We start from the raw sequence: 13,401 nt of genomic DNA on the forward strand, positions 1-13,401 counted from the left end.
TCCGGCACCCACGTAGGGGGCACATGCCGGTCCGCAGGGCCCAGGGGGAGCAGCAGATGCGTGGGCCGGGGCACGTGAGCCCGACAGGATCCGAACGACATGGCCTAGGGCGTGTTGCGAAAGTAGCGTCGTCCGCCCGTAGGGCGGGCGCGGCGGCGTCTGGTGCGTGCGATCGCAAGGCGGAGGAAGGAGAGCGCAGCGGGCTGCGCCGACGACCGACAACGCCGCGAGCGTGCGTGCCAGACGCCGCCGCGCAGACGGGACTTTCGCAACACGCCCTAGGCCACCGTGCCGGGCCGGGTGAGTTCGTCGTAGATGCTCAGCACCTGCGCGATCGTCTCGTCCTCCGTCGGCCATGTGGCCGCCTGCGCGAGGCCCGCCGCCGCCAGGCGCCCGCGGCGGTCCGGGTCGGCGAGGAGGCCGGTGACCGCCCCGGCGAGTGCGGCGGAGTCTCCGTACGGGACCAGTTCCGCGGCGTCGCCGACGAGTTCGGGGACGCCGCCGACGCGGGTCGCGACCAGGGGCACGCCGAGGCTCAGCGCCTCCTGGGCGAGGAGGGAGCGGGCCTCCCAGCGGCTGGGGAGCAGCGCCAGGTCGGCCGCCGCCAGCAGCTCGCTGACGTCGTCGCGGCGGCCGATGAGCCGCACGGGCAGTCCTTCGGCGTCGATACGCCTCTGGAGCGGGCCCCGTTCGTGCCCCTCCCCCGCGATGACGACCAGCGGCACCGGATCGAGCCGGAGCCAGTCGCGGGCCGCGTCGAGGAGCGTCTCGTACCCCCGGCCCGGTTCCAGCCGGCCGACGGCCATCAGCAAGGGCCTGTCGACGGCGCCGAGTTCGGCGCGAGCCTTGCTCTCGTACGCCCCGTACGACTCGTACGAGCCCGCAGGACGTCGGAGTCCCGGCACCGACACCGGTGAGAGCCGGGCGTCCCGCGCGCCCCGGTCGCGTGCCCGGTCGACGAGCTCGGACGAGGTGCCGAGCACCACCGCGGCCGCGCGCACGGCCCTGCGCTCCAGCAGCCCCAGCAGCCGACCCCGCGCTCCCGCGGCGTGCGCGCGGGTGTGCCAGGTGACGACCAGCGGCACCCTGCGCTGCCCGGCGAGCGCGAGCCCCACGCGCAAGGCGGCGTGCAGCCCGTGCGCGTGTACGACATCGGCGCCGCTGCACACGGCACGCAGGGCGCCGACCGCCGCGGGGTCGCTGCGCCGCGGCACGGGCGCGAAGTGCGCCCCCGCGCCGAGAAAGTCGTAGTCGTGCTCCACATGCGCGGGGGCGCACACGGTCACCCGCACACCCCGCGCCACCAGCCCCGCGGCCAGTGACCTGACATGAGCGCTGCTGCCCGCACTGCCGCCGCCCAGCACCTGGACCGTACGCAGCTGTGTCACGCGCCAAGGATGCCAGTCCGTACGCACGTTCCGGCACCGCCGGGACGTCCTGGCCGTGTCCGGCGCCTCAACTGCACGGTTCGGATCACTCACATGGGTGAGCGCGCGAACTCCGTGGTCCGGCCGGACCGGTGCCCAGGGGGCGGGCGTCGGCCCCCTCAGACCTCCGCCCGGGCCGTCGCCAGGAGCTCCTCCGCGTGGGCCCGGGCCGTCTGGGAGTCCTCCTGACCGGCCAGCATGCGTGACAGCTCCCGCACACGGTCCTCGCCCTCCAGGACGGTGACGCCGGAGCGGGTGACGGAGCCGTCGTCGGTCTTCTCGACGAGCAGTTGGCGATCGGCGAAGGCCGCCACCTGGGGCAGGTGAGTGACGACGACGACCTGCGCGGACTTCGCGAGCTTCGCCAGCCGCCGGCCGATCTCGACCGCCGCCTTGCCGCCGACGCCCGCGTCGACCTCGTCGAAGAGGTAGGTCGGCACGGGGTCGGTCCCCGCGAAGACGACCTCCACCGCGAGCATGACGCGCGACAGCTCACCGCCGGATGCGCCCTTGGCGATCGGGCGGGGCTGGGCGCCGGGGTGCGGGGCGAGGAGCAGTTCGACCTCGTCGGCGCCGGACGACGCGTACGCGACGGTGCGGCCGTTGACCTCGATCCCGTCGGGGTCGTCGGACTGCCGGATGTCGATGGTCACCCGCGCGTGCGGCATCGCGAGATGCGCCAGCTCCGCCGTGACCGCCTCCGCGAACCGCGCCGCCGCCTCCGTACGGGCGTCGGTCAACGCCTGGGCCAGCCCGGACAGTTCGGCTCGCAGCGCGTCGCGCTCCGCGGTCAGCTCGTCGATCCGGTCGTCGTCGCCCTCAAGCTCGGTGAGGCGCCCGGCGCCTTCCTCGGCCCAGGCGAGCACGGCGTTGATGTCCTCGCCGTACTTGCGGGTGAGTCCGGTGAGCGCGGCCCGCCGCTCCTCCACGGCCGCCAGCCGCAGCGGGTCGGCGTCGAGGTCGTCGGCGTATCCGGCGAGCTCCCCCGCCACATCGGCGAGCAGGATGGAGATCTCGCCCATCCGGTCGGCGAGCGCAGCGAGCGCCGGGTCGTGGGAGCGTACGGAGTCCAGGGCGCGCCCGGCGCCCGCGACGAGGGTCGTGGCGTCGACGCCCTCGGGGTCCTCGGGATTGCCGACGAGCGCGCCGTGGGCGAGCGACGCGGCGGAGGCGAGGGCCTCGGCGTGGCCCAGCCGCTCGGCCTCGGCGGCCAGCTCCAGGTCCTCCCCGGCGCGCGGTTCGACACCGGCGACCTCGTTCAGCCCGAACCGCAGCAGATCGGCTTCCTGAGCGCGCTCACGGGCGCGCGTGGTCAGCTCGGCCAGCTCAGTGGAGACGGCCTTGAGCCGACGGTACGCCGCCAGGTACTTGGCGTGCGGCCCGGCGACCGCGTCGCCCGCGTACCGGTCCAGGGCCCCCCGCTGCCGGGCCGGCTTGAGCAGGCCCTGCTGGTCGGTCTGCCCGTGGACGGCGACGAGCTCGTCGGCCAGCTCGGTGAGCATGCCGACGGGCACGGAACGCCCGCCGATATGGGCGCGGGAGCGCCCCTCGGCCGAGACGGTCCGGCTGATCAGCAGAGCGCCGTCGTCCAGCTCGGCCCCGGCCTCCTCGGCCCGTACGGCCGCGGGCGCGTCCGGGGGCATGGTGACCCGCCCCTCCACGACCGCCGACTTGGCGCCGATCCGCACGAGCGCAGGGTCGGCTCGCCCGCCGAGCAGCAGCCCCAGGCTGGTGACGACCATGGTCTTGCCCGCGCCGGTCTCACCGGTCACCGCGGTGAATCCGGGGGACAGCTCGACGACTGCGTCGTCGATGACCCCGAGCGACCGTATCCGCATCTCCTCCAACACGAGGAAGACCTTACGAGGTCGGGACCCGGCTGTGCGACGACCCCCGGGCATTCCGCCCTCAGGGGGCACCCCTCACCTCGGTGCGGCTCACCTCGGTGCGGCTCACCTCGGTGCGGCTCACCTCAGTGCGGCGCGCCGCGCCACCCCGACACCGGCAGCGCGAATTTCGCGACCAGCCGGTTCGTGAAGGACGCGTGGTGCAGCCGCGCCAGCCGCACCGGCACCGCGCCCCGCCGGACCTCCACACGCGCCGCCGGCGGCAGCTCCACCATGCGGCGGCCGTCGCACCACAGCACCCCGTGCGGCGTCCCCGGCTGGACCTCGACCGCGAGGACGGACGTCACCGACGTCACCAGCGGCTTCGCGAAGAGGGCGTGCGCGCTGATCGGCACCATCAGCAGCGCCTCGACCTCCGGCCACACCACGGGCCCGCCGGCCGAGAAGGCGTACGCGGTCGACCCGGTGGGAGTCGCGCAGACGATGCCGTCGCAGCCGAAGCCGGTCACCGGCCGGCCGTCGATCTCCAGGACGACCTCCAGCATCCGCTCGGCCGAGACCTTCTGCACGGCTGCCTCGTTCAGCGCCCAGTCCCGGTGCACGACGTCACCGTTGGTGCGGACGACGACGTCGATGGTCATCCGCTCCTCGACCTCGTACGACCGCGTCACCACCCGGTCGACGACCTTGTCGAGGTCGTCCCGCTCCGCCTCCGCCAGGAAGCCGACCCGACCCAGGTTGACGCCGAGCATCGGCACACCGGAGGCCCGGGCGAACTCCGCGCCCCGCAGCAGCGTCCCGTCGCCGCCGAGCACGATCAGCAGTTCGCAGCCGTCGAGCACCTCGGGCGTGGCCTCGGGCACCGTCTCCACGTCCGGGGGCAGCGGCAGGTCGGCCGCCTCGAAGGCGAGCACCCGCACCCCGAGGCCCGCCCGCAGCAGGCCCTGCACGACCAGCTCGGCACTGCGGATCGCCGCAGGCCGTCCCGTGTGCGCCAGCAGGAAGACGGTCCGTGTCCCGCCCGTCCCCCCGCCCGTCCTCGTACCGCTCGTATCGGTCACCGCGGCCCCTCCGCCACTGCACGATCGACATCCGCCGGGTCCAGCTCGGGCGCCCCGGCCCGGAGCCACAGAAAGTACTCGACATTGCCGGAGGGTCCGGGCAGCGGGCTGGCGGTCACGCCCTGCACTCCGAGGCCGAGCCCCGCGGCCTGCCGCGCCACGGTCCGCACCGCCTCCGCGCGCAGCTCGGGGCTGCGCACCACTCCGCCGCTGCCGAGCCGCTCCTTGCCCACCTCGAACTGCGGCTTGACCATCAGGACGAGATCCGCGCCGGGCGCCGTGCACCGTACGAGCGCGGGCAGCACGAGGCCGAGCGGGATGAAGGACAGGTCCCCCACGATCAGGTCCACCGCCTCCCCGTCGATCGCCTCCAGGGTCAACTCACGCACATTCGTACGGTCCTTGACGGTGACGCGTTCATCGCTCTGGAGGGACCAGGCGAGCTGGCCGTACCCGACGTCCACGGCGACGACCTGCGCCGCACCCGCTCTGAGCAGCACGTCCGTGAAGCCGCCGGTGGACGCGCCCGCGTCCAGCGCCCGCCGTCCCTCGACCTTCAGCCCCTGGGGTACGAAGGCGGCGAGGGCGCCCGCGAGCTTGTGGCCGCCGCGCGAGACGTACTCGGGGTCGCCGTCGTCCTGGGCGACGACGATGGCGGCGGCCGTCTCGACCTGGGTGGCGGACTTCGTCGCGGTGTTGCCGCCGACGGTCACCCGCCCCGCCGCGATCAGCTGGCTCGCGTGCTCGCGCGAGCGGGCGAGCTTGCGGCGTACCAGCTCGGCGTCGAGACGGCGGCGTGCCACTCCTGCCACGTTCGGTTCAGCTCCTGTCGTTGTACGGGGGTGCGGAAGGCGAGGGCTGGGGGCGCGCGTCGAGCGCGGTCAGCGTGTCGCGCAACCCCCTGTGTACATCCTCGTACACCTCCAGGTGTCCGTCCGCCGGGAGGTGGTCGGCATCGGCCAGCCGCTCCAGCCGGGCGTCGACGTCGGCGTTGCCGGTGGGGGTGCGCTCGACGCCGAGGGGGGCGGGCGCGGCGGGGTCGTACGCCTCGGCCGCCGGCGCGGCCTCCTCGGAGGCTTCCGTGGCGGGGCCCGTCATCGAGTCGCTCATGCCAAGACGCTATCGCGAAGCCCTGGGGTACCGTCGATCACGATGGCGACGACGGAGGAGTGCCGCAGCGCACTCGACAGACTTTCGGACAACCTGGCGAAGGCGAACGGCGAGGTGCGCAGCGCGGCCGTGCTCGACCGTTCCCTGAGCTGCCACATCAAGGACCTGGACATCACGTTCACCGGGCGCCTCGCGGCGGGCCGGATCGAGGTGATGGACACCCACGACGGCCCGCCGGGGCAGAAGGCGGAGATCCGGCTGGCGATGACCGGTGACGATCTGGTGTCGATGGTCGACGGAGAACTGAACTTCGCCCGGGCCTGGGCCTCGGGCCGGGTCAGGCTCGAAGCCGGCCTCCGCGATCTGCTGCGCCTCAGGGCGCTGCTGTAGTCGCCCCCGTGGCCGCCGTCGCCGTCCTTGCGGGGGCGGCCCCCTCAGATGGCTTCGCCTCGGCGTCAGCGTGGGCTTCGGCGTCAGCGTGCGGTGCGGCGTCAGCGTGGGCTTTGGCATTGGCGTTACGGCGCCGGGCCAGCGGCACCACCAGCGGCGTGCCCGTCTCCGGGTCGTCGATGACCTGCGCGCGCACCCCGAAGACCTGCTCGACCAGCTCGGCGGTGACCACGTCGCCCGGCGCGCCCTCGGCCTCGATCCGCCCGCCGCGCATCGCGATCAGGTGCGTGGCGTAGCGGGCGGCCTGGTTGAGGTCGTGCAGGACGGCCACCAGGGTGCGGCCCTGGTTCTCGTGCAGCTCGGCGCAGAGGTCGAGCACCTCCAGCTGGTGCTGGATGTCGAGGAAGGTCGTCGGCTCGTCGAGGAGCAGCAGCGGGGTCTGCTGGGCGAGGGCCATCGCGATCCAGACGCGCTGGCGCTGGCCGCCGGAGAGCTCGTCGACGTACCGGTCGGCCAGCTCGGCAACGCCCGTCGCGGCCATCGACTCCTGGACGACGCGCTCGTCCTCCGTGGACCACTGGCGCAGCAGGCCCTGGTGCGGGTAGCGGCCGCGGGCGACGAGATCGCCGACGGTGATGCCGTCGGGGGCGATCGACGACTGGGGCAGCAGGCCGAGGGTCCTCGCGACCTTCTTCGCCGGCATCGAGTGGATCGTCTGCCCGTCGAGCAGCACCCGGCCCCCGCTGGGCTTCAGCATCCGTGACAGGGCGCGCAGCAGGGTGGACTTTCCGCAGGCGTTGGGGCCGACGATCACGGTGAAGGAGTTGTCGGGTATCTCGACCGAGAGGTCCTCGGCGATGACCCACTGGTCGTAGGCGAGGGTGACCGACTCCGCGGTGAGGCGCTGCATGGACGTACTCCTGGGGTTCTTCTCGGTCGGACGCGGGTCGGTCGGTTGCGGGTCGGTCGGACGCGGGTCGGTCGGTTGCGCGCCGGTCGGTTGCGGGCCAGGCAACTGCGAGCCGGGCGGCTGCGGGACAGCCGGACGCGGGACGGCGTTCACACGCGCCCCGCCTTGCGCTCGGTGACGAGCAGCCAGAGCAGGTAGACACCGCCGAGCACACCCGTGACGACACCGACCGGCAGCTCCCGGTCGCCGAACGCCGAGGTGGCGACCCAGTCGGCGCTCACCAGCAGGGCGGCGCCCATCACGGCGGACGCGGCGATGTTCGGGCCGGGCGAGCGGGTGAGCCGGCGCGCCAGCTGCGGCGCGCTCAGCGCCACGAAGGCGACGGGACCGGCCGCGGCCGTCGCGACGGCGGTGAGCAGCACGGCGGAAGCGATGAGGACGGCCCGGGTCCACTCGACGCGGACCCCGAGCGCGTACGCCGCGTCGTCGCCCATCTCCAGCATCCGCAGCGGCCGTCCGAAGGCGAGGCACAGCGGGACCAGCACCGCGCAGACGGCGAGCAGCGGCCAGAACTGCGTCCAGTCGCGGCCGTCGAGCGAGCCGGTCATCCACAGCACGGCACGGGTCGCGTCGACCAGGTTGGCCTTGGTGAGGAGGTAGTGGATGACGCCGGTGAGCATCGCCGCGACGCCGATACCGACCAGCACCAGCCGGTAGCCGTGCACGCCCCGCCGCCACGCGAGCAGATAGACGCCGGCCCCCGTGACCAGACCGCCGACGACCGCACCGCCCGCGACGGCGAACGCGTCGCCCTGGAACAGGACGATCACGGTCAGCGCGCCCACCACCGAGCCATGGCTGAAACCGAGCACGTCCGGGCTGCCCAGCGGGTTGCGCGACAGCGACTGGAAGACGGCGCCGCCCACCGCGAGCGCCGCGCCGACCAGCAGCCCGACCAGGACCCGCGGCAGCCGCACGTCCCGCACGATGAACTCCTGCGCGGGCGTGCCGTCGCCGAGCAGTGTGGCGACGACGTCGCCGGGCGCCATCGGGAAGTCGCCGCTGCCGACGAGCACGACCGCCGTGGCCAGGGCCGCGGCGACGAGCAGCACGACGACGGCCGAGGCCCTCCGGTCCACACGGACGGAGAACCCGCCGGGGGTGCGTATCGCTTTCACGGCTCTCACAGCTGCGCCATCCTCTTGCGGCGTACGAGGTAGATGAAGACCGGACCGCCGATGACCGCGGTGACGATGCCGACCTGGAGTTCGGAGGGGCGGGCGACGACCCGGCCGATGACGTCGGAGCCGAGCAGCAGCACGGGCGACAGCACGGCCGCGTACGGCAGGATCCACCGCATGTCGGGACCGGTGATGGCCCGGACCAGGTGCGGCACCATCAGGCCGATGAAGACGATGGGCCCGCAGGCGGCGGTCGCGGCACCGCAGAGCAGGGTGATGGCGACCATGGCCAGGACGCGGGTACGCGTCAGATGCGCGCCCAGCGCCCGCGCCGTGTCGTCACCCATCTCCATCGCGTTCAGCGGACGGGCGATCAGCAGCGCAAGGACCACGCCCACGCCGATGAAGGGCGCCACCTTGGTGATCGTCCCGGGGTCGGCCGAGGCGAGCGATCCGACGGACCAGAAGCGGAGCCGGTCCAGCGCCGCGGAGTCGAGCAGCTGTACGGCGTTGACGTACCCGAAGAGCACGTACGTGGCGGCGGTGCCGGCGAGCGCGAGCCGCACGGGCGTGGCGCCGCGGGTGCCGCCGAGGACGTACACGACCACCGAGACGGCCCCGGCGCCCAGGAAGGCGAACCACACGTAGCCGGAGAGGGTGGTGACACCGAGGAAGCTGATGGCCGATACGACAGCGGCCGCGGCGCCCGCGTTGACCCCGAGGATCCCGGGCTCGGCGAGCGGATTGCGGGTGAGCGCCTGCATCACCGCGCCCGCGAGGCCGAGCGCCACACCCACGAGCAGCCCGAGCACGGTCCGCGGCACCCGCACGTCGTGCACGATCACGTCGTTGCCGGTACCGGAGTTGTGGAAGAGGCCGTGCCACACATCGCCGACCGGGATCGACTTGGCGCCGATCGCGATGCTCGCGACACAGACCAGCAGCAGAACGCCGACGGCGAGCAGCAGCCCGGCAGCGCGCAGCGCATGGCGCCTGCGCGGCTCGGACTCCGTCTCGGGCGCTGCGGACGTCGGCTCAGCGCTCTGTTCGGGAAGACTGTCGACCAACACGCGGTTAGGTTAGCCTACCCTGCAGTTTCCCCCGGATGGGGGAAACATCCCGAGGCCTCGCCACGCCCCGCCGGGCCTCGCCACGCCCCGCCGGGGCGCCCACCGCTCACAGAGCCGACGCGGCGCCCGCCGCGCGGTCGCTCAGGGACCGAGCCGGCTCACAGACCGAGCCGCGCCAGCACCTTCCCCGCCTCCAGCGTGCCCGCCCCGTCCTCGGCATGCGTCCACGCCGCGGCACACAACGCCCGCAGCCCGTCCATCGCTTCGCCGTCCCCCTCCAGGACGAGGGCGTCACCACGCACGGCCGTCGTCCAGCCCCCGCAGGCGAACGCGTCCGCGGTGCCCGTCACCTCCGGCTGCCCGGTCAGCAGCCCGCGCAGATCCGCGTCCACGTATGTCGGCCGGTACTTCGGCTCCGCGGCCAGCAGCTGCGCCGCGTCCGTCACCCCGGTCAGGACGAGCAGCGAGTCCACACCCCCGTTGAACGCACCCTCGATGTCCGTGTCCAGCCGGTCCCCGACCACCAGCGGCCGCTCGGCGCCCGTCCGCAGAATCGTCTCCCTGTGCATCGGAGGCAGCGGCTTCCCCGCCACCTGCGGCGTGCCGCCCGTCGCGATCCGGACCACCTCGACCGCGGCCCCGTTGCCCGGCGCGATGCCCCGCGCGCTGGGAATCGTCAGATCCGTGTTCGACGCGAACCACGGCACCCCTCGCGCGACCGCGTAGCACGCTTCTGCGAACCGCCCCCACGCCAGCTCGGGACCGCCGTACCCCTGCACCACGGCGGCCGGATCGTCGTCCGCGGAGTCCACCGGCTCCAGGCCGCGTTCACGCAGCGCGACCCGCAGCCCCTCGCCACCCACGACCAACACCCGCGCACCCGCGGGAACCTGCTCGGCGATCAGCCTCGCCACGGCCTGCGCCGAGGTGATGACGTCGGCCGGAGCGGCCGGCACACCCAGCTCGGTCAGATGGCGCGCCACCGCGTCCGGCGTCCGCAGCGCGTTGTTCGTGACGTACGCGAGATGCATCCCGCCGCCGCGCGCCGCCCCGAGCGCCTCGACGGCGTACGCGATCGCCTCCCCGCCCGCGTACACGACCCCGTCCAGGTCGAGCAGGGCCGTGTCATACGCCTGGCTCAGCGCCTGCGCACTACCGCTCGGCCTGGTCCTGCCCCGCTCGTCCATGCTGGTCCGCTCCTCGCTCACACACCTGCGATCCGCCCCGTGGCTTTGCGCCATCGGCACTCCCCCGATCATCGCTCATCCCGTCGGCCACTTACGATGCATCAATGAACACGAGAGGTCATGCGGCCAACGGCGGCCTGCACATGGTCCCGTTCCGCGGACTGCGCTACGTCCCCGAGCGGATCGGCAGCCTCGCCGCCGTGACCTCGCCCCCGTACGACGTCGTCGTGCGCCCCGACGGACTGCACCACCTGGAGTCCGCCGACCCCCACAACATCGTCCGGCTGATCCTCCCCCAGGCCGATACCCCCGCCGCCCGCCACCAGCAGGCCGCCGAAACCCTGGACCGCTGGGTCGCCGAAGGCATCCTCGCCCTCGACCCCGAGCCCGCGCTGTACGTCTACGAGCAGCGCAAGGACGACATCCTGCAACGCGGCATCATCGGCGCGCTCGCCCTGTCCACGCCCGACGAGGGCATCGTGCTCCCGCACGAGGACGTCATGCCGCACGTGGTGGCCGACCGTGCGGCCCTGATGCGCACCACGTCGGCCAATCTGGAGCCGCTGCTGCTGACGTACCGCAGCGACGGCACCGCGACCGGGGCCACCGCCGTCATGGAGCGGATCGTCCTCGGCAGCCCGCTGCTGTCGACGACCACGGAGGACGGCTTCAGCCACCGTCTGTGGGCGGTCACCGACCCGGACGACCTGACCCGGATCTCCGCCGACCTCGCCCGCCACCAGGCACTGATCGCCGACGGCCACCACCGCTGGGCCACCTACCTGCGGCTCCGCGACGAACGGCCCGTCCCCGGCGCGTGGAACTACGGTCTGGTGCTGCTGATCGACACGGCCCGCTATCCGCTCCGCGTACGCGCCATCCACCGCCTGCTCAACCGGCTCCCGGTCAGCGACGCCCTGACCGCCGTCAAGGGCCACTTCCGCGTCCAGGACGTCGAGGGGCCGCTCCCCCGCGCCCTGGAGTCACTGGCCGCGGCGGCGGGCGAGGGCAACGCCTTCCTGCTCGCGGGCGACGGCCGCTTCCATCTCCTGGACCGCCCGGACCCGGCCCTGCTGTCCCGCACGGTCCCGGCCGGACGCCCGGACGCATGGCGGCAGCTCGACGCGACCGTCCTGCACTCCGCGCTCCTGGAGCACGTCTGGCGGATCCCGGACACGCCCGAGGACATCACGTACATCCACGACACCGAGGCCGCCGTGGTGCAGGCCGAACGGCGCGGCGGCACGGCCGTACTGATGCATCCGGTACGGGAGGACGTCGTCCGGGAGCTCGCACGGCAGGGCGTCACCATGCCGAGGAAGTCCACGTCGTTCGGGCCCAAGCCCGCGACGGGACTGGTGCTGCGCAGCCTGCACCTCGGCTGAAGACAGCGAAGGGCCGGCACCCGTGGCGGGTGCCGGCCCTTCTTTGTGCGCGGGGACCCTTCCGGGCCGCCGGGTCAGCTGTTGTCGTCCCGGTCCTGACCGTGGTCGTCGTCCTGGTCCTGGCCCTGGCCCTGGTCGTGCTGCTCGTCCTCGTGCCGCTCCGGGGAGGCAGCTGAGTCGCCGGTGGTCCGGTCAGCGACGGGCTCGGCACCCTCGGAGTCGTCGGTGAGCGCGTCGACGAACTCCACTCCGTCCATCTCGGCGAGCCGGTCGGACGCGTCCGTGGACCCGTCCTTGTCGGCCTCGACGGCCTTGGCGAACCACTCGCGCGCCTCGTCCTCGCGTCCGGCGGCCAGCAGCGCGTCGGCGTAGGCGTACCGCAGGCGCGCGGTCCACGGCTGCACGGAGTTCGACGCCAGCTCCGGGCTCTGCAGCGTGACGATGGCGGCCTCCAACTGATCCATGTCACGCCGCGCACCGGCGGCGACCAGCCGCATCTCGACCTGCCCGGCCTTGTCGAGCTTCTGCACCTCCGGCTCACCGGCCATCGCCAGCGCCCGCTCGGGCCGGCCGAGTCCACGCTCGCAGTCGGCCATCACAGGCCAGAGCTCGACGCTTCCGGTCATCCGGCGAGCAGCCCGGAACTCGGCAAGCGCCTCCGAGTACTTCTGCGTCGCGTACGCGGCGAAGCCCGCGGCCTCGCGGACGGCGGCGACGCGCGAGGCGAGCCGCAGCGCTACCCGCGAGTACCCGTACGCCTGCTCCGGCTCCTCGTCGATCAGCCGCGCGACCATCACGAGGTTCTTGGCGACGTCCTCGGCGAGTCCCTTGGGCAGGCTCTGAAGCTCCTGCCGTACGTCCTTGTCGATCTCCTCGCCCGTGACGTCCTCGGGGATCGGCAGCCGCTTGATGGGCTCACGGTCCCGATCGCGCCCACGGTCGCCGCGGTCCCGGTCGTCGCGGCGCCCGTACCCGCCGCCACGGTCGTCCCGCCCGCGGTAACCGCCCTGGTCCCGATCGTCCCGACGCGGCCCACGCGGCCGGTCGTCCCGACGGGGCCCGCGATCGTCACGACGGAACCCACCACGGTCATCGTCCCGACGGGGCCCACGGTCGTCACGGCGGTAACCACCACGATCGTCATCCCGACGCGGACCACGGTCATCACGACGGTCATCGCGACGGAAGCCACCGCCACGGTTGTCGTCCCTACGGTCGTCACGGCGGAACCCGCCACGATCGTCATCACGGCGAGGCGCGCGGTCGTCACGGCGGAACCCACCACGGTCATCGTCCCGACGCGGACCACGGTCGTCACGGCGGAACCCACCACGGTCATCGTCCCGACGCGGACCACGGTCGTCACGGCGGAACCCACCACGATCGTCGTCCCGACGGGGCCCGCGGTCATCACGACGGAACCCACCACGATCGTCGTCCCGACGCGGACCACGGTCATCACGACGGAACCCACCACGGTCATCGTCCCGACGCGGACCACGGTCATCACGCGGGAAACGGCCACCGCGACTGTCATCGCGCCGGTCGTCACGGCGGCCATAACCACGGTCGTCCCGGGGGAAGGAGCCGGAGCCACCGCGGTCATCACGACGGTCATCGTGACGGAAGCCACCGCCACGGTTGTCGTCCCTACGGTCATCACGGCGATCGTCCCTGCGATCGTCACGACGCCCGTATCCACCACGGCTGTCGTCCCGGCGCGGCCCGCCTCGGTAACCGCTCCGGTCGCCGCCACCGTCCCGGCGGCGCGGCTCGCGCTCCGGACGGTCGTCGGAGGAGTTGGTGGGCATGGGCATTGCTCCTGTCTTCGGG

Annotated in this window: 13 protein-coding genes; 2 read left to right on the top strand and 11 right to left on the bottom strand. The window is 73.3% G+C overall.

The window, feature by feature from the left end:
- Positions 1-278 precede the first annotated feature (278 nt).
- The 5 genes from KK483_RS06455 to KK483_RS06475 all read right to left on the bottom strand — a co-directional run bounded on the left by KK483_RS06455 (position 279) and on the right by KK483_RS06475 (position 5,445).
- Positions 279-1,388 (bottom strand): glycosyltransferase family 4 protein, encoded by a 1,110-nt coding sequence (locus tag KK483_RS06455; RefSeq protein ID WP_262004243.1) that lies wholly within the window; start codon positions 1,386-1,388, stop codon positions 279-281.
- A 158-nt stretch (positions 1,389-1,546) separates the two neighbouring features.
- Positions 1,547-3,265 carry a DNA repair protein RecN gene (gene recN, locus KK483_RS06460; RefSeq protein ID WP_262009371.1) on the bottom strand — a complete coding sequence of 573 codons (1,719 nt, stop codon included), beginning with the start codon at positions 3,263-3,265 and terminating at the stop codon, positions 1,547-1,549.
- A 134-nt stretch (positions 3,266-3,399) separates the two neighbouring features.
- Complete coding sequence (locus KK483_RS06465) at positions 3,400-4,335, bottom strand: NAD kinase (protein ID WP_262004244.1); 936 nt, start codon at positions 4,333-4,335, stop codon at positions 3,400-3,402.
- Positions 4,332-5,147: a TlyA family RNA methyltransferase gene (locus tag KK483_RS06470; protein ID WP_262004245.1), complete on the bottom strand. Its 816-nt coding sequence runs from the start codon at positions 5,145-5,147 to the stop codon at positions 4,332-4,334. The genes KK483_RS06465 and KK483_RS06470 overlap by 4 nt, the downstream gene beginning before the upstream one ends.
- Positions 5,148-5,154: 7 nt before the next feature.
- A complete protein-coding gene (locus KK483_RS06475) occupies positions 5,155-5,445 on the bottom strand; it encodes a hypothetical protein (protein WP_262004246.1) in 291 nt (96 codons plus the stop codon).
- A gap of 42 nt (positions 5,446-5,487) precedes the next feature.
- Here KK483_RS06475 and KK483_RS06480 point away from each other — a divergent pair, with 42 nt between their 5' ends.
- The gene (locus KK483_RS06480) at positions 5,488-5,835 is read left to right on the top strand and encodes an SCP2 sterol-binding domain-containing protein (protein ID WP_262004247.1); all 348 of its coding nucleotides are present in this window, start codon (positions 5,488-5,490) and stop codon (positions 5,833-5,835) included.
- Here the strand turns inward: KK483_RS06480 and KK483_RS06485 are convergent.
- The 4 genes from KK483_RS06485 to KK483_RS06500 form a co-directional block, all read right to left on the bottom strand.
- On the bottom strand, positions 5,819-6,745 hold the full coding sequence (locus tag KK483_RS06485; protein ID WP_262004248.1) for an ABC transporter ATP-binding protein: 927 nt from the start codon (positions 6,743-6,745) through the stop codon (positions 5,819-5,821). The genes KK483_RS06480 and KK483_RS06485 overlap by 17 nt on opposite strands.
- Before the next feature lie 149 nt (positions 6,746-6,894).
- A complete protein-coding gene (locus KK483_RS06490; protein WP_262004249.1) occupies positions 6,895-7,932 on the bottom strand; it encodes an iron chelate uptake ABC transporter family permease subunit in 1,038 nt (345 codons plus the stop codon).
- Entirely contained in the window at positions 7,929-8,996 is a 1,068-nt protein-coding gene (locus tag KK483_RS06495; protein WP_262004250.1) for an iron ABC transporter permease, read from the bottom strand. Before KK483_RS06495 ends, KK483_RS06490 begins: the two co-directional genes overlap by 4 nt.
- A gap of 158 nt (positions 8,997-9,154) precedes the next feature.
- Positions 9,155-10,183, bottom strand: coding sequence for an HAD-IIA family hydrolase (locus KK483_RS06500; protein WP_262004251.1), 1,029 nt, complete (start codon positions 10,181-10,183; stop codon positions 9,155-9,157).
- Positions 10,184-10,287: 104 nt separating this feature from the next.
- On the opposite strand from KK483_RS06500, the gene KK483_RS06505 reads away from it, so the two are divergent.
- Positions 10,288-11,568 carry a DUF1015 domain-containing protein gene (locus KK483_RS06505; protein WP_262004252.1) on the top strand — a complete coding sequence of 427 codons (1,281 nt, stop codon included), beginning with the start codon at positions 10,288-10,290 and terminating at the stop codon, positions 11,566-11,568.
- Between the two features lie 74 nt (positions 11,569-11,642).
- Here the strand turns inward: KK483_RS06505 and KK483_RS06510 are convergent, their stop codons facing one another.
- Positions 11,643-12,470: a tetratricopeptide repeat protein gene (locus KK483_RS06510; RefSeq protein WP_262009372.1), complete on the bottom strand. Its 828-nt coding sequence runs from the start codon at positions 12,468-12,470 to the stop codon at positions 11,643-11,645.
- Positions 12,362-13,255 carry a hypothetical protein gene (locus tag KK483_RS06515; RefSeq protein ID WP_262009373.1) on the bottom strand — a complete coding sequence of 298 codons (894 nt, stop codon included), beginning with the start codon at positions 13,253-13,255 and terminating at the stop codon, positions 12,362-12,364. The genes KK483_RS06510 and KK483_RS06515 overlap by 109 nt, the downstream gene beginning before the upstream one ends.
- Positions 13,256-13,401 lie beyond the last annotated feature (146 nt).

It is taken from the genome of Streptomyces sp. FIT100 (assembly GCF_024584805.1).
Taxonomy (GTDB): Bacteria; Actinomycetota; Actinomycetes; order Streptomycetales; family Streptomycetaceae; genus Streptomyces.

What these genes read in the sequence shown, in the direction of transcription:
- KK483_RS06505 (WP_262004252.1), top strand. Translation starts at nt 10,288, where the DNA reads ATGAACACGAGAGGTCATGCGGCCAACGGCGGCCTGCACATGGTCCCG.
- KK483_RS06485 (WP_262004248.1), bottom strand. Translation starts at nt 6,745, where the DNA reads ATGCAGCGCCTCACCGCGGAGTCGGTCACCCTCGCCTACGACCAGTGG.
- recN (WP_262009371.1), bottom strand. Translation starts at nt 3,265, where the DNA reads ATGCGGATACGGTCGCTCGGGGTCATCGACGACGCAGTCGTCGAGCTG.
- KK483_RS06475 (WP_262004246.1), bottom strand. Translation starts at nt 5,445, where the DNA reads ATGAGCGACTCGATGACGGGCCCCGCCACGGAAGCCTCCGAGGAGGCC.
- KK483_RS06480 (WP_262004247.1), top strand. Translation starts at nt 5,488, where the DNA reads ATGGCGACGACGGAGGAGTGCCGCAGCGCACTCGACAGACTTTCGGAC.
- KK483_RS06500 (WP_262004251.1), bottom strand. Translation starts at nt 10,183, where the DNA reads ATGGACGAGCGGGGCAGGACCAGGCCGAGCGGTAGTGCGCAGGCGCTG.